The 17,347-nt window shown below is 64.4% G+C and carries 16 protein-coding genes and 1 tRNA gene; 8 read left to right on the forward strand and 9 right to left on the reverse strand.

Going from position 1 to position 17,347, the window contains the following annotated elements:
* Positions 1–3: 3 nt before the first annotated feature.
* Positions 4–432 (forward strand): 4-oxalocrotonate tautomerase family protein, encoded by a 429-nt coding sequence (locus QX041_RS09115; RefSeq protein WP_315717716.1) that lies wholly within the window; start codon positions 4–6, stop codon positions 430–432.
* Between the two features lie 2 nt (positions 433–434).
* Here QX041_RS09115 and lipB read toward each other — a convergent pair whose 3' ends face one another.
* Positions 435–1,157, reverse strand: coding sequence for a lipoyl(octanoyl) transferase LipB (lipB, locus tag QX041_RS09120; RefSeq protein WP_315754767.1), 723 nt, complete (start codon positions 1,155–1,157; stop codon positions 435–437).
* 20 nt (positions 1,158–1,177) lie between these two features.
* Here lipB and QX041_RS09125 point away from each other — a divergent pair, with 20 nt between their 5' ends.
* The 6 genes from QX041_RS09125 to QX041_RS09150 all read left to right on the forward strand — a co-directional run bounded on the left by QX041_RS09125 (position 1,178) and on the right by QX041_RS09150 (position 7,644).
* Positions 1,178–1,471 carry a FliM/FliN family flagellar motor switch protein gene (locus QX041_RS09125; protein ID WP_409997775.1) on the forward strand — a complete coding sequence of 98 codons (294 nt, stop codon included), beginning with the start codon at positions 1,178–1,180 and terminating at the stop codon, positions 1,469–1,471.
* 135 nt (positions 1,472–1,606) lie between these two features.
* Positions 1,607–1,691 (forward strand) — tRNA-Leu (locus QX041_RS09130).
* A gap of 1,206 nt (positions 1,692–2,897) precedes the next feature.
* Positions 2,898–4,589, forward strand: coding sequence for a PQQ-dependent methanol/ethanol family dehydrogenase (locus QX041_RS09135; protein WP_410051864.1), 1,692 nt, complete (start codon positions 2,898–2,900; stop codon positions 4,587–4,589).
* Between the two features lie 142 nt (positions 4,590–4,731).
* The gene (locus QX041_RS09140) at positions 4,732–5,943 is read left to right on the forward strand and encodes a c-type cytochrome (protein WP_316165066.1); all 1,212 of its coding nucleotides are present in this window, start codon (positions 4,732–4,734) and stop codon (positions 5,941–5,943) included.
* Positions 5,944–6,012: 69 nt separating this feature from the next.
* A complete protein-coding gene (locus QX041_RS09145) occupies positions 6,013–6,702 on the forward strand; it encodes a response regulator transcription factor (RefSeq protein ID WP_316165067.1) in 690 nt (229 codons plus the stop codon).
* Between the two features lie 207 nt (positions 6,703–6,909).
* On the forward strand, positions 6,910–7,644 hold the full coding sequence (locus QX041_RS09150; protein ID WP_316165069.1) for a response regulator transcription factor: 735 nt from the start codon (positions 6,910–6,912) through the stop codon (positions 7,642–7,644).
* Here QX041_RS09150 and QX041_RS09155 read toward each other — a convergent pair.
* Both QX041_RS09155 and QX041_RS09160 read right to left on the reverse strand, forming a co-directional pair.
* On the reverse strand, positions 7,598–8,950 hold the full coding sequence (locus QX041_RS09155; RefSeq protein ID WP_315717728.1) for a hybrid sensor histidine kinase/response regulator: 1,353 nt from the start codon (positions 8,948–8,950) through the stop codon (positions 7,598–7,600). The genes QX041_RS09150 and QX041_RS09155 overlap by 47 nt on opposite strands.
* A complete protein-coding gene (locus tag QX041_RS09160; protein ID WP_316165071.1) occupies positions 8,947–10,119 on the reverse strand; it encodes an FIST N-terminal domain-containing protein in 1,173 nt (390 codons plus the stop codon). Before QX041_RS09160 ends, QX041_RS09155 begins: the two co-directional genes overlap by 4 nt.
* A 213-nt stretch (positions 10,120–10,332) precedes the next feature.
* Between QX041_RS09160 and QX041_RS09165 the strand changes: the two genes are divergently transcribed.
* Positions 10,333–10,704, forward strand: a complete 372-nt coding sequence (locus QX041_RS09165) for a c-type cytochrome (RefSeq protein ID WP_315717730.1) — start codon at positions 10,333–10,335, stop codon at positions 10,702–10,704.
* Positions 10,705–10,883: 179 nt separating this feature from the next.
* Here QX041_RS09165 and QX041_RS09170 read toward each other — a convergent pair whose 3' ends face one another.
* The 6 genes from QX041_RS09170 to QX041_RS09195 form a co-directional block, all read right to left on the reverse strand.
* Positions 10,884–12,257 (reverse strand): HAMP domain-containing sensor histidine kinase, encoded by a 1,374-nt coding sequence (locus QX041_RS09170; RefSeq protein ID WP_316165072.1) that lies wholly within the window; start codon positions 12,255–12,257, stop codon positions 10,884–10,886.
* 4 nt (positions 12,258–12,261) lie between these two features.
* Positions 12,262–12,915 carry a response regulator transcription factor gene (locus QX041_RS09175; protein ID WP_315717732.1) on the reverse strand — a complete coding sequence of 218 codons (654 nt, stop codon included), beginning with the start codon at positions 12,913–12,915 and terminating at the stop codon, positions 12,262–12,264.
* 63 nt (positions 12,916–12,978) lie between these two features.
* A complete protein-coding gene (gene ccmI / locus QX041_RS09180; protein WP_316165074.1) occupies positions 12,979–14,298 on the reverse strand; it encodes a c-type cytochrome biogenesis protein CcmI in 1,320 nt (439 codons plus the stop codon).
* Entirely contained in the window at positions 14,295–14,807 is a 513-nt protein-coding gene (locus tag QX041_RS09185; RefSeq protein ID WP_315754750.1) for a cytochrome c-type biogenesis protein, read from the reverse strand. Before QX041_RS09185 ends, ccmI begins: the two co-directional genes overlap by 4 nt.
* The gene (locus QX041_RS09190) at positions 14,804–15,340 is read right to left on the reverse strand and encodes a DsbE family thiol:disulfide interchange protein (RefSeq protein ID WP_315754748.1); all 537 of its coding nucleotides are present in this window, start codon (positions 15,338–15,340) and stop codon (positions 14,804–14,806) included. The genes QX041_RS09185 and QX041_RS09190 overlap by 4 nt, the downstream gene beginning before the upstream one ends.
* A gap of 8 nt (positions 15,341–15,348) precedes the next feature.
* Positions 15,349–17,337 (reverse strand): heme lyase CcmF/NrfE family subunit, encoded by a 1,989-nt coding sequence (locus QX041_RS09195; RefSeq protein WP_315754745.1) that lies wholly within the window; start codon positions 17,335–17,337, stop codon positions 15,349–15,351.
* Between the last annotated feature and the right edge of the window lie 10 nt (positions 17,338–17,347).

Genomic DNA, 17,347 nt, shown 5'->3' on the forward strand with positions numbered 1-17,347 from the left:
ACCATGCCGTTGATCAACATCGTCTATGCCAGCCAGCGCCGCTCGCCGTCGCTGAAAAAGGCCATCGCGGACGCCGTCACCGAATTGACGGCGCGGATCCTGCGCAAGGATCCCAAGGTCACCGCCGTCATCGTCTCGGAAGCGGATGCCGCGGACTGGTTCGCCGGCGGCGCCTCGCTGGCGGAGCAGGGGCTTGCCAGCTACTGGATCGACGTTCACGTCAGCGAGGGCACCAACACCAAGGACGAGAAGGCCGCCTATCTGGCCGCGGTGTTCGCGCGCATGGCCGAGCTGATCGGCCCGCTGCATCACGAGACCTACCTTCATGTCGACGAGGTCAAGGCGGATGCCTACGGCTTCGGTGGCTTGAGCCAGGAGCGCCGCTATGTCGCGGCGAAGCTCGACGTGCCGCCGCAACAGGGCGCCGCGTGAGCTCATGCCGTCTCCGGCTGCGCGACGCTGACGGCGCCGAAGACGCTCTCGAACGCCTGCCGGAACGCGATGTCGACATCGGCGAGCGTCACCGGCAGGCCGAGATCAACCAGGCTGGTGACGCCGTAGCGCGGATCGGTCACGCCGCAGGGCACGATGGCCTGAAAGTGCGACAGGTCCGGCTCGACATTGATGGCGATGCCGTGAAAGGTGACCCAGCGCTTCAGCCGCACGCCGATCGCGGCGATCTTGTCCTCATGGCCCTCGCCCTTGTCGGGCCGTTTGACCCAGACGCCGACGCGATCCTCGCGCCGCTCGCCGCGCACGTTGAAGGCATCGAGGGTGCGGATGATGGTCTCCTCGAGCGCCGCGACATAGGCTCGCACATCCGGCCGGCGCCGCTTGAGGTCGAGCATGACATAGGCCACCCGCTGGCCGGGCCCATGATAGGTGACCTGGCCGCCGCGCCCGGTCGGCACCAGCGGAAAGCGCGGATCGCGCAGGTCTTCGGCCTTGCCCGACGTACCGGAGGTGTAGACCGGCGGGTGCTCGAGCAGCCAGACCATCTCCGCGGCCTCGTGGGCGGCGATCGCGGCCGCCCGCGCCTCCATGAACTCGGTGGCCTGGGCGTAGTCGATCAGCGAATCGGAGATGCGCCACGCCACGGCGTTGCCGGGGGGGCCAGCAAAGGTGGTCAGGTCGAGCGTTTCGCGGCTGTTAACCATTGGCTAACCACAACATGGTGATGTCTGGGCAACGAAAATCCAGTCGTGACTTCGGTGGTCCTGCAGTGTCAACCCTCGATAAAGTGACAGTCGACCTGATGGTCGTTCTCGGCACCTGCTCCATGCCCATCCACCAGGTTCTGCGCCTGTCCCGCGGCGCCATCATCGAGCTGGACGCCACCGAGGCCGACGACGTCAAGGTGCTCGCCAACAATCTGCCGATCGCAAATGGGGTGGTGCTGGTCGACCGCAACCGCATCGCGGTCGAGGTCAAGCAGATGCTGCCGCGCTCGCCGACGCCGACGTCGCGATAGCGCGCCCCGGCCAAGCCAAAACCGTCCACAATCCGGTATTTTAGGGCAGGGCGGGCCTTGTCCCCCCGACATCGATTTGATACACGGGCGCCACTGATCCGGTGCCGCCCTTCCTCTGGCTCCGGCTTCTTCTTCGCGCTCGTGGCGGAATTGGTAGACGCGCTGCCTTGAGGTGGCAGTGGGTAACACCGTGGGGGTTCGAGTCCCTCCGAGCGCACCATCCCTCTCTCCCCAAAACTTCAAATCTGTTTGCGGTTTGTTCCGGCCTCGCGCCCTTTGTTCGGGCGATGGGCTGCGATCCCGCGGCGCGATGGCGTCCGAGTTGTGCCGGTCGTTCCGCCCTCGAGAATGAGAGGGCGCAGGGAATGCCGGGCGCTGGCCGCACCCATGGCCCGCCTGCGAAAAAAATGCAGGCGGCAGGAACCACAGGTTCAGCCGAGACATCCCGGCATTCCCCGCGCGATGGTTTTCACGCTTATGTCGCGATCTCCCCGGTGTCCGGCTCTTTAGCCACCGTCGCCCTCGGGATCATCGCCCGACGACTTGGCGCCAGCATCGGGGCGCCAGGACCACGCGTCTTCACGTCCGCAAACCTGCCGTTCGTCGGCGAGCCCGTGAGCCCGCTGCAGCACGCCTGCGGCCACCGCATCCCCAGACCCCACGTCTCGTGACGATCGCGAAGCGCCCCTCTCGGCGGGTCCAGGATGGCGATACACAAGCACATATTCGGAAAAATAGCAACAAGATTATTTTCTTCAGAAGGTCTGGGCGGGCCAAATCAGCTTGATGACGCTGATGGAGTCTGTCGCGCCGTGCACCCCGACTCCGCCGCACGTGACGCTGCCATGGGATGGCAAAGCGACGCCGAAGGCGACGCGTGCCCACCATTGGCGCCAGTGGGGGCGGTGGGCACGGCCCATGAGAGATCGTGCATGACGCCATCGCTGTTGGCGCGCCTTTGCCCACCCTGCGGCGCCTGCGTGGCGTCATCGCTCAACCATGATCGCCAGATGAGCGGGGGCGTGCCGCGATGCGTTCGCCGAACTAAACGATGCCGCCGTTCGGTCCGGGTTGTTCAAGGCGTCATCTCGAGAGCGAGGGCTTCCCTCGGTGTGGCGATCGCGAGGACGCCGGGCTGCCACGAGACCGCACAGTAGAAGCGCGCCTCGTTCATCATGGCGACAACGATCCTTCCGCCCGCAGGTCACGGAATTCAGGTAAGTCGCTGAAAAGGCGCGATAATCGGCGTTCAACCCCGATCCCCTGCGCCTACTACCTTCCGCCTATGAGAGCCGGGCGGAGCTGATGCTGTAATCGCCCCGTTGCTTGCAGCGCGACTGCTCATCTTGGGGCTGGCGCACGCGCCATACGACCACAACAAAGACATAAGCGGAGGGAACTGATGAACTTCACGAGCAGGAGATTCTTGGCTGGCATCTCGACGGTTGCCTTCCTTGTCGCCGGCACGCTGGGCGTCCGCGCCAACGACTCGGCGCTGAAGGCCGCCAGCGAGCCCGGCGCCTGGGTGATGACCGGGCATGACTACGGCAACACCCGGTTCAGCCCGCTCAAGGAGATCAACACCGAGAACGCCAGCAAGCTGTCGCTGGTCTATTCGTTCTCGCTGGCCTCGCTACGCTCGAACGAGGCCTCGCCGATCGTGATCGGCAACACGCTCTACGTCTCGACGTCGTGGGGGCCGAAATACGTCTATGCGCTGGATGCCGCGACCGGCGCGCGCAAATGGACCTATGAGCCGGACATTCCGGACGATACGCTGCAATATGCCTGCTGCGACGTGAACAGCCGCGGCATCTCCTATGCCGACGGCAAGCTGTTCGTCGGCCGGCTCGACGGCAAGCTGACCGCGCTCGATGCCGCCACCGGCAAGGAGCTGTGGACGTCCAAGGTGGTGGACTACAAGCAGGGCTCGGTGATCACCTCGCCGCCGCTGGTCGTGCGCGACAAGGTCATCACCGGCTTCGGCGGCGGCGAGTACGGCGTGCGCGGCTCGCTGCAGGCCTACGACATCAACTCCGGCAAGATGGTCTGGCAGACCTACACGGTGCCTGCGCCCGGCGAGCCCGGCAGCGAGACCTGGAAGGGTGACACCGGCCTGCATGGTGGCGGCGCGGCCTGGCTGGTCGGCTCCTACGATCCGAAGAGCGACACGGTCTATTGGGGCACCAGCAATCCAGGTCCCTGGAACACCGCCGTGCGCTCGACCGGCAATGGCGATTTCGGCAAGCTGACCAATCTGTATACGGCATCCACGCTGGCGCTCGATCCGAACACCGGCAAGATCAAGTGGCACATCCAGACCACGCCTGCCGATGCCTGGGACTATGACGGCGTCAACGAGGCTATTCTCGCCGATCTCAAGGTTGGCGGTGCGGCTGTCCCGACGCTGATGAAGGCCGATCGCAATGGCTTCTTCTTCGTGGCCAACCGCGAGACCGGCAAGGTGATCTCGGCCGAGAAATACGTCTTCGCCAACTGGGCGCAGAAATGGGACACCTCGACGTTGCGCGCGGTCGAGGATCCGGACAAACGGCCCGGCCCCGGACATCCCGTCAAGGACGTCTGCCCGAACCTGATCGGCGGCAAGAACTGGCAGCCGATGTCGTACAATCCGGACACCGGCCTGGTCTACATCCCGGCGAACAATGTCTGCATGGACTGGTCGGTCAGCGACGTCTCGTACAAGCGCGGCGTGTTCTATCTCGGTGCGGAATTCCCGACCAAGGAAGGCCCCGGCGGGTTCCTCGGTGAACTCATCGCCTGGGATCCCGTGAACAACAAGAAGGTCTGGTCGATCCAGGAAGACCTTCCGTTCAACGGCGGCACGCTGAGCACCGCCGGCGGCTTGGTGTTCTCCGGCAATCTTCACGGCGACTTCCGCGCCATCGACGCCAAGACCGGCAAGATTCTGTGGAAGAAGAATCTCGGCTCCGGCATCGGCGCCGGTCCGGTGACCTACTCGGTGGACGGCAAGCAGTACGTTGCCGTCGTCGTCGGCCGCACCGCCTCGATCCCGGCGTTCCTGGGCGAGATCGGCAAGAAGATGACGAACGCAGCTCCCGAGGGCGGCGCTCTGTTCGTGTTCGCGGTCCAATAACCGCAACGCTCGCGACGGCTGCGCGTGGCCCCGGCCGCGGGGACACGCGCGGCGTTCAGCCAATCCGCATCAAGCGGACGAAGACGGCCCGGCCGCGAGACCGAGCCGTACAAGCAGATAAACAAGACCTGAGGGATCGAGGATGCGCCTGAATCGCCGTCAGACTGGCTCGAATTGGCGGGCCACCGCCGAACTGACAGCAAGCGCGACGGCTCTCGTCGCCTTGGTGGCCTCCACCGTGCTGGCCGCGTCGGCGGCGGGCCGGGCCAACGAGGCGGAGCCGCTGCGGCTTTGCGCGGACCCGACCAATCTTCCGTTCTCGAGCGACAATCCAACGCAGCCGGGATTCTATCTCGAGGTTGGCCAGGCGCTATCACGCGAGCTCGGCCGCCCCGTGACGTATGATTGGTACAAATCCTATTTCGGCAAGCGCACCGTGCGCGTGACGCTGCTGGGCAAGCAGTGCGACGCGATGATCGGCCTGCCGCTGTCAGCGGACTTCATGGGACCGGCAGTGATCTTCTCGCAGAAGATCGCAACCGAAACCTACGCGCTCGTCAGCCGCGGAACGTTGCTCGTCCATGGCATCGACGACCTCCGAGGCAAGCGCGTCGCGGTGCAATACCAGACCACGCCGCAAAATCTGCTGGCCCAGCGCGACGACATCGAGAAGGTGACGGTGCTGACACCGGACGAAGGCTTGGCGGCGCTGGCCCACGGCAAGGCCGACATCGCCTTCATCTGGGGGCCGGTTGCAGGCTGGCTGAACAAGACGATCTACCAGAGCAGTTTCCGGATCCAGCCGGTCGAGGGCGACGGTCTGTCCTGGGATGCCGCGATCGGCCTTGCCAAGAGCTCCACGCAATTGCGCGATCAGATCGACGCCGCGCTGCCGCAGCTCGCACCGCGGATCGCCGAGCTGGCGGTCAAATACGGGCTGCCGAGCGAGCCGTCGATCAGGCTCGGCGCCGTGCCGCGCCCGATCAAGCTGGCGTCGGCGACTGACCCTGCTCAGCTTCTCCGCCAGCCGGTCGCCGAGGCCGCCGTGATGAGGGTTTCGGACTCGACTGCGAGCGAGTCGAAGACCGAGGCGGTGACGCTGGGCAAAGAGATCTTCAACGGCACCTGCGCGCATTGTCACGGACCCGACGCCGTGCAGGCGGAACGGCGCATCGACCTGCGACGGCTGCGGACCCGCTACGGCGAGGACATGCGCGACAAATTTTGGACCACCGTGCATGAAGGCCGTCCCTCCAAGGGCATGCCCGCCTGGAAGGAGGTCTTTACCGACGACCAGTTCGAGAGCATCTATACGTTCCTGCTGACTGTGCAGTCGTCAGAAACGGCAAATTGAAGGAGGGACACCGGCCGACACGATCTGCCGGATCACCCGGCACGTGCTGGCGGCGAGTGAAGGTCGGACATGACGCGCTTTCTGATCATCGACGATCATCCGCTGTTTCGCGAAGCTCTCGGCAACGCGGTGCGTCTGGCGCATCCCGACGCCGAGATCTTCGAGGCGCTGTCGATTGCCGATGCGCTCACCACCCTCGCAATGAAACCCGACATCGACCTGGCGCTGCTCGACCTGACGCTGCCCGATGCCATGGGCTTCTCGGGATTCCAGCGGCTTCGCGCCGCGTATCCGCGGCTTCCGGTCGCGATCGTCTCGAGTGAAGAGGACCAGAACGTCGTGCGCGAGGCGCTTTCGCTCGGCGCGGCCGGCTATCTGCCGAAGTCGACCTCGAAGCGTGAGCTGACGTCGGCGATCGAGCGCGTGCTCAGCGGCTCGATCTCGGTCCCGAAAGACTTCGTGCCCGTCGTCGAGCGCCACGGGAAGGGGTCATCTCGCGCGCTGCAGGCGCGTCTCGAGGAGCTGACGCCACAACAGCTTCGCGTCCTCGACCTGATCAGGCGTGGCTATCAGAACCGGGAAATCGCCAGCGAGCTTCAGCTTGCGGAGTCGACCGTCAAGGCGCACATCACCGAGATCCTGAGAAAACTCCGTCTGTTCAGCCGCAACAAGGCCGTCATCGAGATCGGCAAGATCGCGCTGAACGTGCCGGCCGACCGGCAGGGATCGCGCACCGCTTCGAGTCGAAAGCACCCGTAGCGAATTGTTGCGCCGCACGACTCCACGGCCACCGCAGGCGTAGCGACGTCGATGGCGTCTTGATCGTTGATTGATGCCAACCAACGCGGTATCGCTGATGCTCCGGTTCTGACGGTCCTTCGAAGACGCAGCCCGCACGCTGGTTGAATGTCGGATCCGCGACACTGAATGATCCGGATCTTCGATCCGGCCGGGGGAGGCAGGCACGTGGCTCGATTGCTCATCGTCGAGGACCATCCGCTGTTTCGGGAGGCGCTGGAGAGCGCGATCCGCGCCGCTCTGGCTGATGCCGAGATGCGCGAGGCGACGTCCGTCGACATGGCCGTCGGGCTTCTTTCATCTCCGCCGAGATTCGACCTGATCCTGCTCGACCTCTCGACACCCGGAACGACCGGCCTCTCCGGCGTCATCCGCATCCGCAAGACCGCGCCGCGCACACCGATCCTGGTGGTTTCCGCGCATCGGGACCCGGACCTCGTCGCCCATGTTCTCGCGCTGGGTGTCTCCGGCTACATCTCGAAATCGACTTCGAAGCAGCAACTTGCCGACGCGATCAAGGCCGTGCTGCGGGGCGAGGTCCATGTTGAAGGCGGCTCCCTCTGCGCCAGCGCGCGCCGTGGCCGACTTCCTGCTCAGGACCTCCTGAAGCGTCTTCACGAGCTGACGCCGCAGCAACTGCGCGTGCTCGACCTGATCCGCCGCGGATTGCAGAACAAGCAGATCGCCTATGAGCTCGGGATCTGCGAGACGACGGTGAAGGTCCACGTCTCGGAGATCCTGCGAAAGCTTCGCGTCATGAGCAGGACCAAGGCCATCATCGAGATGGAAAAGATCGACTTCGTGAACCTCATCGGCGAGCCGCGCACGCCGGCTCGGGCAAACGGCGCTGAGGCGCTCATGACAGCAAGAACGACAACAGCGCGCGAAGCTCCGCAGGCCTGACCGGCTTGGTCAAGATCTCGAGCCCGTATTGGCTTGCTTCCCTGGCTGCGTCTTCGGAATAGTCGGCGGTCACGATCATGGCCGCAACATCTCGGCCGAGGAATTGCCTGATGTCCCGGATGGCGGCAAGCCCGCTCTCGTCGCCATCCAGGTGGAGATCCGCGATGATCGTCTCGGGGACCGCCCCGAGCGCACTCAAACGCTGCAAAGCGTCATTCAACGACGCCGTCGCCACGACGTCGCAGCCCCATTTTTCCAACAGACTGACCATGGCCTCGGCGGTGGCCAGGTCGTTTTCGATCAGCAGGATCTTGGCGCCTTCGAGCCCGCCATAGTCGTGGTCGACGTGATCCGCAGGATGCGGATCCGGCAGTACGGCTGCCGGGTCGGCGCGGTCGAGCTCGAGCTTGAATGTGGACCCATGTCCAACCCGCGAAGCCAGCCCGACCTCATGGTCCAATGCCTTGGCGAAGCGACGGACGATCGACAGGCCCAGCCCGAAGCCGGCTTGATCCTCGGCGCTCGGCTGACCGCGCTGGAATTCGAGAAAGATCGCTTCTTGTTGCGGTTTGGGAATGCCCGGGCCGGTGTCGTGGACCTCGATGCGAACCCGGCCTGCTCCCGGCCCCGGCCGGCATCCCATGACGACGCCGCCTCGCCGCGTGTAGCGCAGAGAGTTGGCGAGGAGGTTCTGCAAGATGCGCCGCAACATCATGGCATCCGAGACCACGGCGATCGAGCACGGACAAATGCGCAGGGACAACCCGCGTTTGGCAGCGATCGGGGCGAATTCGCGTTCGAGCGGCTCGAACAGGGTCGAGAGCAGAACGGGCCTGACATCGGGGCGCAGGGCTCCGGCATCGAGCTTGGCAATCTCCAGCAGGGACCGCAGCAGATCCTCGAGCATGGCCAGCGAATGGTCGACCTGGCCGACCATGGCCGTTCCGCGATCGGACGAGACTTCGTCCGCCAAGGTCGAGAGCGTGAGCCGCGCGGCGTTGAGCGGCTGAAGCAGATCATGCGTAACGGAGATGAGAACCGAGGATTTCAGGGAACTGGCCGCTTCAGCCTGCTGCTTGGCCCGAAAGAGGTCCTTGTTGGCGGTTTCGATCGAACGCAGCGCATCACGCAGCTGGCGCGTCCGCTCGCGCACCTGCTGATCGAGGGCGATCGCCGTTTCGAACAGCGAGAACGCATTGAACTGCTGGTCCATCGAGCGTTCGACCCGGGACATCAGCGCGGCGTTGATCTTCCTGAGCTTGGCCGCCTCGCGCTGCAGGTCTTCCGGAGACCCCGCGGCGGTCATGGCTGCGCCGCTCCACGTTTGCCGATCGCGACCCCGGTCAGCGTCTGATTGACGTGCATTGAACCGTACTGCTCGCCATAGGTATGGAATCCGACGATCCGGTTGTCGCGATAGAGATCGGACATTTCCCGCGCAAACTGATGCTGCTCTGCGTCAAGACGCCTGAGGATGCACTCGAAACCGATGAAGATCGAGACCTCGCCGATCTCGTCGCGGACCTCGGCCAGCATCTCGCGGGCGGCCGCCACGGAGTTGCGTGACCTCGCCGCCGTCAGCACCATTCCTTCGTCGATCGCGCAGAAGAACCGGAGCGAGCCGTCAGGGCTGACGCGCTGAATCGAGCGCGCGAAATAGGAGCCTCCCACGCGCACCAGGACCGGATGGGCCGCAAACAGGAACGGGTCGAGCTCGGAATCGGCTATTCCGATCGCGCGACAATATTCCTCCGCCGCCGGCTCGGCATTGAGCTGCTTGACGATACGCTGCTCGAGATCGGCCTCCGTCACCACCATCTTGGTCGAGGTCGGCTCGAAATTGTCGCATTTGAACAGCCGGAACGGCAATGACGTCCTGATCAGGATCAGCACGGCCATGTCCGTGTGGGCCTTGCCGTCGTGAAAGACCCAGGTGCGCTCGAACCGCAGACCATCGCCGGCCGACCCGCCAACCAGGGGAATGTTGTCGAGCGAGGCGTAGATCGCCGACATGATCGCCTCTTCGCGCTGGCACATGCCGTCGATCAGGACGAGCCCGAACACGCCGTCGTCGTCGCGACCAGCGTGCTGCGAGAGGTCCTGCCTCATCTGGTTGCCGAGGCGACGTCCTTCATCGACGCGAAAGCCCGACAACCCGAAGATGGGCTGTGCGAATACCGTGAAATCCTCGGCGGCAAATCCGAGAGCGACGACGCTGTTGTCGTCCCAGCCATCGGGCGACAGCTCTCCGGCCGTCGTACAGCCGTATACGGGGACGTCCGCAAGACGGGTCGTCACCTCCACCATGAACTCGTTTGGATCGTAGTGGGGCGACAGGAAGATCAGCACCATCGCCAACCCGTCGGCCGGCAACTGGCCGCAGATGTCGGCCGCCGCAGCGGCCTCCGTCGCAGCCTTGGACTTTGCAGCATTCACGCCAGACGGACGCGGGGGCCGAGGATCGGCGTCTCCCATCGGGCACCTCCCAGAACGACACTTTGGGTTGTTGGTGATCGTTCGTTTTTTTAGAAGATTAGGCCAATTGAGCAGCAACGGCAACCGCGCGGCTTGATCCAGGACAAGGACTTGGGCCGGGCTGTCGTCCGATCATCCGCGCGGATCTGCTCACCGGCCTGTCCCGGGGGGCTGGCCCGCGCCCGCTCCGGATCGAAAAGGGAAAGATTTCGCATGCTCCGCCGCATCGCTCTTGTCGCCGTTCTCGCCTGCCTGGCACCGAGCGCCCGCGCGCTCGACGGAAATCCGGCCGCCGGGAAAAGCATCTTCCAGCGCATCTGCCAGAACTGCCACTCTGCCGAGATCGGCGTCAACAAGGTCGGCCCGAGCCTCTGGAACATCGTTGGACGGCAGCCAGCGGCTGTGCCGGACTACGCCTATTCGGAGAGCATGAAAAAGAACAATGCGCCCTGGACCGCGACGGCACTGGATGCCTATATCGCCGATCCTCGCGGGGACGTTCACGGCGTCAAGATGTATTTCAAAGGATTGGCGGACGCGAAGGAGCGGGCCGACGTCGTCGCCTATCTCTCGACTCTGAAATAGCGTAGCCGGGGAAGCTGGCGATTTTGCCGACGCTGCAGGCCGCGCCGTTGGAAAAGAGCCGTTCGCCGATTCCGACTGGCATCGTTGGCGCGCTGGCCCAGGGCATCATCGCTATGAGCGGGTTGGGTGTCGGGCCAGCGTTTCTGCAAGCGGTTTTGAGGCTGCGGGTACCAGGCATGTCACGATGAGCTTGGATCACCCTTCTTTCGAAGCGAAAGCTTCAGGGCGACGCCCCCAATTCTCGAATCCTCGATCCACAGTCGGCCATCATAGAGGCTGGTCAGGTCGCGGGCGATCGCCAGACCGAGCCCAGTGCCGGGCTTCGCGTCGTCAAGTCTCGTGCCCACGTCGAACACGCGCATTCGGTGTTCCACTGGAATGCCGGGCCCGTCGTCCTCAACCGTGATCAAGACGGTGCTGTCGAGATCCTCGATCGAAATCACGACGCGGTCACGTGCCCATTTTGCCGCATTGTCGAGCAGGTTGCCGATGAGTTCGGTCAGATCGTTGGTGTCGCAGGCAACGACGACGTCCGCTGCTCCTTCGACTTCGAACCGCCGGTCGTGCCCTGGGCTGAATCGCGAATAGGTATTGATGACGCTCCTCAAGACGTCTGCGACGACCGCAAACGCACCTGCATTCGCGATCGTGGAGGCCTTTGCGCGCGCCGTCTGGTAGTCGATGAGCAGCGCCATTCGCGAGCACTGCTCCGACAGAATCTGAGCGTGGATCTCCTGACCGGATGCTTTCAGCCGTGCTGCCTCCTCGTCGAGAATTGCCAGAGGTGTCTTCAGCGCGTGTGCAAAACTTCCTGCGAGTACGCGAGCGCGATCGACCATGTTGAGATTTGCCGCAATCATTCCGTTCAGCTCGGTGACGAGCGGCATGATTTCCTCCGGCAGGTCCTCAGGCAGCCTTGAGGTCTTGCCGCTACGCACGTCCACGATGGCGCGACTCATGCGCTGGAGCGGCCGCAGGCCGTAAGCGACCTGAGCGTAGGCGGTGCCAACCATGGCGAGGGCCATGATACCAAGCGTCGCTGTCAGCGTCAGATTGAGGTGCTGCATCTCGTCACTAATCAGTCGCTCGTCTGCACCGACACGGATTTCGACGGGTTGCCCGAGGCGAGACGGCTCGCTGATGTTTCGGACCATGCGCATCGGCCCGGTCGGTCCCTCCACACTAAGCGCCGTGGAGGAGGGCAGGGAACCCTCGCGACTCTGGTCGGGCGTGAATGAAAGGAAAAGGTCATCCTGCAACGACGGCGAGCGCGCGCTTTCGCCGTTCTGCAGGATGACCTGCCAATACATTCCGGAACGGGCAGGGGAGAAACGCGGATCGCTCAGATCGCGGGCGATGAACAGCCGCTGCGTGGCGTCGAGTTCCACGAGATCGGCGAGCTCGCGGGCGTGATCCAGCAGGTCATGATCGAAGTGGGCCTCGACGACACGGCGAATGACGATCGAGAGCCCGAGCCCGCTGGCGAACAAGACGATGGAAATCCAGATCGCGGCGACCGCGAGCATCCGGGCTCGGAAGTTGCGGCTGAACATTGCTCTACCCGAAGCGATATCCCATGCCTCTGACGGTGCGAATGCAGTCACGCCCCAGCTTTCTCCTGAGCCGGGCAATGTAGACTTCGACCGTATTGGAGTCGCGATGGTCGCTGCTCGGATAGATGTGCTCCAGCAGCTCGGTCTGCGACACGATATGATCGGCGCGGCGCATGAGGAGTTCGAGAACGCGCAACTCGAGTGCAGTCAGGTCGACGATCTCCCCGTCCTTCTTGACCAGGCCGGCCGCCGCGTTGAACTCGATCTGCCGGAGGCGGAGCACGGCGTCCGGTCTGCTGGAGACCCGACGGAGCAGCGATTTGACCCGCGCGACGAGCTCCTGCGCCTTGAAGGGCTTTTCGAGATAGTCGTCCGCGCCTGCGTTCAGGCCGTTGACACGCTCGACCCAGCCGCTGCGGGCGGACAGGATCAGCACCGGCAGCGTGTGCCCGGTATGACGCCAGCGTTGCAGCACGTCGAGGCCCGAAATGCACGGCAGTCCGAGGTCGAGCACCGCGGCATCATAGGGCTGGCTGTTGCCCAGCATCCAGCCCTGCTTGCCATCGGTGGCGAGATCCGCCTCGAAACCGGCATCGGCCAGGCTTTCCCTGATGCGCTCCGCGTAGATGGGCTCGTCCTCTATGAGCAGAATGCGCATTGCCATTCCTCCGGTTGCCGAACGGGTTCCGACGATGCGGACACGCTGATCGGGCCTCGAACGCTATGGATTGATCCCGAGCTCTCTGGCTGCGTCAGCGATGCGCGTGCGCTCCGGGACGTCCTCCGCAAAGACCGACAATGCGCGTTGCAGCGACTGTTTCGCCGCCTCGACATCGCCCAGTACCACCCGCGAGCGGATCAACTTGATCCAGCCTTCTGCATCGCGCGGTGATTGCTCGAGTCGGCTCGCAAGGCCATCCACCATGCCCCGGATCATGAGGTTGCGGTCCTGTGTGGACATGCTTTCCGCCTTGCGAATGTCCTCGGCGCGGGGGCCGCGCGGCTCCGCCGGCTCGGTCGCGGAGGTCTTGCCGGAGCGCAGGAGTTCCTGCATGCGCTCGGCGGACAGGTTCGGTCGGGCAGGCGATGGCGAGCCGTCATCCTCTCCGAGCTCGCGACGAAGCGCGCCGAGCCGCTGCTTGAGATCGGGCAGCCACGGCTCGTTCGGATCGGCCTCCGATACGATCGCCGTCCAGTCGGCCATCGCACCCCGTTTGTCTCCCTCCTGTTCTTTCACGACGCCGATGAAGAAGCGGGCGCGCGCGTCCTTGGGATCCAGTTTGAGTGCTTCGTCGAAGTCCGCGCGGGCTGCGGACGTGACGGTGCCGTCCGCGGCCCGCACCAGCGCTTCGCCGCGTGCGCTGCGGTATTCTGCCGAGCCTGGCCGCAGCTCCATTGCGCGCGCATAGGCCTGTGCCGCCTCTGCAAAGCGCTCGATGTTGAACAGCGACCAGCCCAGCAGCCGCCATCCGTCGGCATCCTTGGGATTCCGCTCCAGTCTGGTCTGGACACGCTGGATCATCTCTTCGACCGGCGGCAGTCCGCTGCTCTGCTGCGGTCGGTCGCGACCGTCCTGGCCGGTCATCTGCTCCAGCGAGGCAATGGCCTGGGTGCCGGCGTCGGATCGCGCCTCGCCAACCGACCTCGCCGTGGTGCTGCTGGCGGTCTGGCCCGGTCCGGCCGCGGGGACATCCGGATTTCCGACAACCGCATACAGACCGACGGAGCCGAACACCACCGTCAGCGTGACGACACTGAGCGCAAATTTTCGTTCGGAGCTGGTGAGGGAGGGCGCCGATGGCTGTTCGGCGGCGGCTGCGGCGAGAATGCGCCGCTTGATCTCGCTGGCCGCGTTCTCGCCATCCGACTTGTCGATCAGGCCGCGTGCGGTTTCGTTCTCGATCTCGCGGAGCTGGTCGTGGTGGACGGCAAGTCCCTGAGCCGAAGCCAACCGTCTCCGCTCGTAGCTGCGGATGAATGGCGTCGATATGAGCACGGCGGCCACGGAAATCATCGCCGTCAGGATCAGCCACAGCATCATGAAAGGCTCCGTCGATCGAGGATCGCCTCGATGGCTTCGAGTTCGTCGGCGCTGAGCGGAGCGACGTGCTCCGCCTCGGGCGCACTCGCATTGGCTGCCGCCCGGCGCACGTAGCGGCCGAAGCCGACGACGGCCGTGAGCAGGGCGAGCAGGGGACCGATCCACAGCGCGATGGTATTCCACTGCAAGGGAGGCTTGAGCAGGACGAAGTTGCCGTAGCGTGCGACCAGGAAGTCCACCGCCTGCCGGTCGCTGTCGCCGGCCTGCAGGCGATCGCGCAGCAGCACCCTCAGGTCATGCGCCAATGGAGCGTTCGAGTCGTCAATGCTCTGATTTTGACAAACGACGCAGCGCAGCTCCTGGCCCAGCGCGCGCGCGCGCGCCTCCAGTCCCTCGTCGCGCAACATTTCGTCGGGAAGCACCGCACGAGATGGTGACGATGTCGCCGTCAGCACGAGCGAGCTGACGAGCAGCGCTTCGGCCGCGCGCTTGATCCGCCGGCAGTTCATGACTCGCTCCTGAGTGCCTTCAGCAGAGGTTCGAAATCGTCACGCCATACATCTTCGGTCAGCGGGCCGGGATAGCGGAAGCGGATGCGGCCGGCCCGATCGATCACGAAGGTTTCGGGAACGCCGGTCACGCCAAGATCGATGCCGGCCCGGCCGGACTCATCGGAGCCGACACGGGCATAGGGACTGCCATGCTTGGCAAGCCAACGTTTGCCGTCGTTCCGATCGTCCTTCCAGTTCAGCCCATAGATCGGGATCGCGGAGCTCTCTGCGAGCTTGAGCAGCATGGGATGCTCGACGCGGCATCCGGGGCACCAGGATGCGAAAACGTTGAGCAGGACCACGTCGCCCTGCAGGTCGGTATTGGCAAGACCGCCGCTCTTGCCGTCGAGCGACGCGAGCTGGAAACGCGGCGTCGGCTTGTCGATCAGGGTCGAGGGCATTCGCTGCGGATCGTTGGTCAGGCTGAAAGCCAGTCCAGCGGCCAGTGCGGCGAAAGCCACGAGAGGTATGAGATAGGGGAGGCGCGGCATATCTCGTCCTATTCAGCAGGAACGGCAGTCGGTACGGCCCGCATCGCCCGTCGCGGAGCACCGACACGAAATCTCCGGTCGGCCAGCGAGATGAAGCCGCCGCAAGCCATCATCAGTGCGCCGATCCACACCAGCGGCACCAGAGGGTGATAGTAGCAGCGCACCGCCCACGCGCCCTTGTCGTCGGGATCACCGAGCGTCACGTAGACGTTCCAGATCAGGTTGGTTCGAATGCCGGCGGCGGTCGTCTGCTGCTGTCTGACGGGATAGAAGCGGCGCTCGCTGGAAAGCTGCGTGAACGGCTTGCCGTTCCGCGTGATGTCGAACGTGCCACGCTCGGCTTCGTAGTTGGGGCCTGGAAATTTTCCGATCGAGCGCAGCTTGATGTCGTAGCCCGCGAGCTGCAGGCTCTGGCCCGGCCGCAGCATCTGCACCTTCTCGCTGGCCCACGCGGTCATCCCGGTAATGCCTGCGACGGTGACGCCCATTCCCGCATGGGCCAGCACCAGGCCGTAGACCGCGAGCGGGGTGGTGCGCGCGAGGTTGAGCGAGGTCGCCAAGGGAGTCGTCATGCCGAGGCGGACGCGATGAGCCAGCACCATCAGCGAGCCGATCACGAGCCAGACGGCGATGCCGAAGAAGAACGCAACCAGGAAACGCTGTCCGAACGTCGCGATGAGGATCGCGACGGCAATGAATGCCGCAAGTCCCCCGGCCAGGCGGAGTCGTTGCAGGGCCGCAACGAGGAGATCGCGCTTCCATTTCAGAACCGGGCCGATCACCATGGCAAGCAGCAGCGGAACCATGATCGGAACGAACGTCAAGTTGTAGTAGGGAGGACCGACGGAGATCTTGTCGTTTCCGAGCATGTCGACGAGGAGCGGGTAGAACGTGCCGAGAAACACGGTGGCCGCGGCTGCCGTGAGCAGCACATTGTTGAGGACGAGGCCGCTCTCGCGGCTGACGGCTGCGAACAGCGCACCGTGCTTCAGGCTTGGGGCTCGGATCGCATACAGCGTCAACGCCCCGCCGGTCGCCACCAGGATGAGCGCCAGGATGAATGCGCCACGCGACGGGTCCTGTGCGAAGGCATGAACGCTGGTGAGCACGCCGGACCTCACCAGGAAAGTCCCGATCAGGCTCAATGAGAAGGTCACGATCCCCAGCAGGATCGTCCAGCTCTGGAGGGCGCTCCGACGTTCGACCACCAGGGCGGAATGCAGGAGCGCAGTCCCCGCAAGCCACGGCATGAAGGAGGCGTTCTCGACGGGGTCCCAGAACCACCAGCCGCCCCAGCCGAGCGTGTAGTACGCCCATGCGCTGCCCAGCGTGATTCCAATCGTGAGAAAGCACCAGGCCGCGAGCACCCACGGTCGGACCCAGCGGGCCCAGCTGGCATCGACCTTTCCCTCGATCAGCGCGGCGACCGAGAACGAGAACGCCATCGAGAAGCCGACGTAACCCAGATACAGAAACGGTGGATGAAAGGCGAGGCCAGGATCCTGCAAAATCGGATTCAGTCCGTTGCCTTCGAGGGGAGCATCGACCAGCCGCGCGAACGGATTCGACGTCGAGACGATGAACGCCAGAAAGCCGAGGCCGATCATGCCGTGCACGCCGAGAACGTTGCTCTGCAGCCGCTCCGGAAGGTTCGTTCCGAACAATGCAACTGCCGCGCCGAACAAGGAGAGGATCAGGACCCACAGCAGCATGGATCCCTCATGGTTTCCCCAGACTCCGGAGACCTTGTAGAGCAGCGGCTTCAGCGTGTGCGAATTCGCTGCGACGACCTGGACTGAAAAGTCGGAATGGACGAACAGCGACGTCAGGCATGCGAATGCGATCGCGACGAACAGAAACTGGGTCAAGGCAGCGTGACGAACGAAGCCGGCGATCATCGCGGATTGGCGGCGCAGCGCTGCGAACGGAACGATCGACTGCACCAGCGATACGAGGAGCGCGAGAATGAGCGCAAACGATCCGACCTCCGCTGTCATGTGGTATCTC

This window comes from Bradyrhizobium sp. SZCCHNRI2009 (genome assembly GCF_032485115.1).
GTDB lineage: Bacteria > Pseudomonadota > Alphaproteobacteria > Rhizobiales > Xanthobacteraceae > Bradyrhizobium.

Excerpts from the sequence above, each read along its gene's own strand:
- QX041_RS09160 (WP_316165071.1), bottom strand. The coding sequence starts at position 10,119 with ATGGGAGACGCCGATCCTCGGCCCCCGCGTCCGTCTGGCGTGAATGCT.
- QX041_RS09195 (WP_315754745.1), bottom strand. The coding sequence starts at position 17,337 with ATGACAGCGGAGGTCGGATCGTTTGCGCTCATTCTCGCGCTCCTCGTA.
- QX041_RS09170 (WP_316165072.1), bottom strand. The coding sequence starts at position 12,257 with ATGTTCAGCCGCAACTTCCGAGCCCGGATGCTCGCGGTCGCCGCGATC.
- QX041_RS09175 (WP_315717732.1), bottom strand. The coding sequence starts at position 12,915 with ATGCGCATTCTGCTCATAGAGGACGAGCCCATCTACGCGGAGCGCATC.
- QX041_RS09140 (WP_316165066.1), top strand. The coding sequence starts at position 4,732 with ATGCGCCTGAATCGCCGTCAGACTGGCTCGAATTGGCGGGCCACCGCC.
- QX041_RS09115 (WP_315717716.1), top strand. The coding sequence starts at position 4 with ATGCCGTTGATCAACATCGTCTATGCCAGCCAGCGCCGCTCGCCGTCG.
- QX041_RS09165 (WP_315717730.1), top strand. The coding sequence starts at position 10,333 with ATGCTCCGCCGCATCGCTCTTGTCGCCGTTCTCGCCTGCCTGGCACCG.
- lipB (WP_315754767.1), bottom strand. The coding sequence starts at position 1,157 with ATGGTTAACAGCCGCGAAACGCTCGACCTGACCACCTTTGCTGGCCCC.
- ccmI (WP_316165074.1), bottom strand. The coding sequence starts at position 14,298 with ATGATGCTGTGGCTGATCCTGACGGCGATGATTTCCGTGGCCGCCGTG.
- QX041_RS09145 (WP_316165067.1), top strand. The coding sequence starts at position 6,013 with ATGACGCGCTTTCTGATCATCGACGATCATCCGCTGTTTCGCGAAGCT.
- QX041_RS09155 (WP_315717728.1), bottom strand. The coding sequence starts at position 8,950 with ATGACCGCCGCGGGGTCTCCGGAAGACCTGCAGCGCGAGGCGGCCAAG.
- QX041_RS09190 (WP_315754748.1), bottom strand. The coding sequence starts at position 15,340 with ATGCCGCGCCTCCCCTATCTCATACCTCTCGTGGCTTTCGCCGCACTG.
- QX041_RS09125 (WP_409997775.1), top strand. The coding sequence starts at position 1,178 with ATGTCTGGGCAACGAAAATCCAGTCGTGACTTCGGTGGTCCTGCAGTG.
- QX041_RS09185 (WP_315754750.1), bottom strand. The coding sequence starts at position 14,807 with ATGAACTGCCGGCGGATCAAGCGCGCGGCCGAAGCGCTGCTCGTCAGC.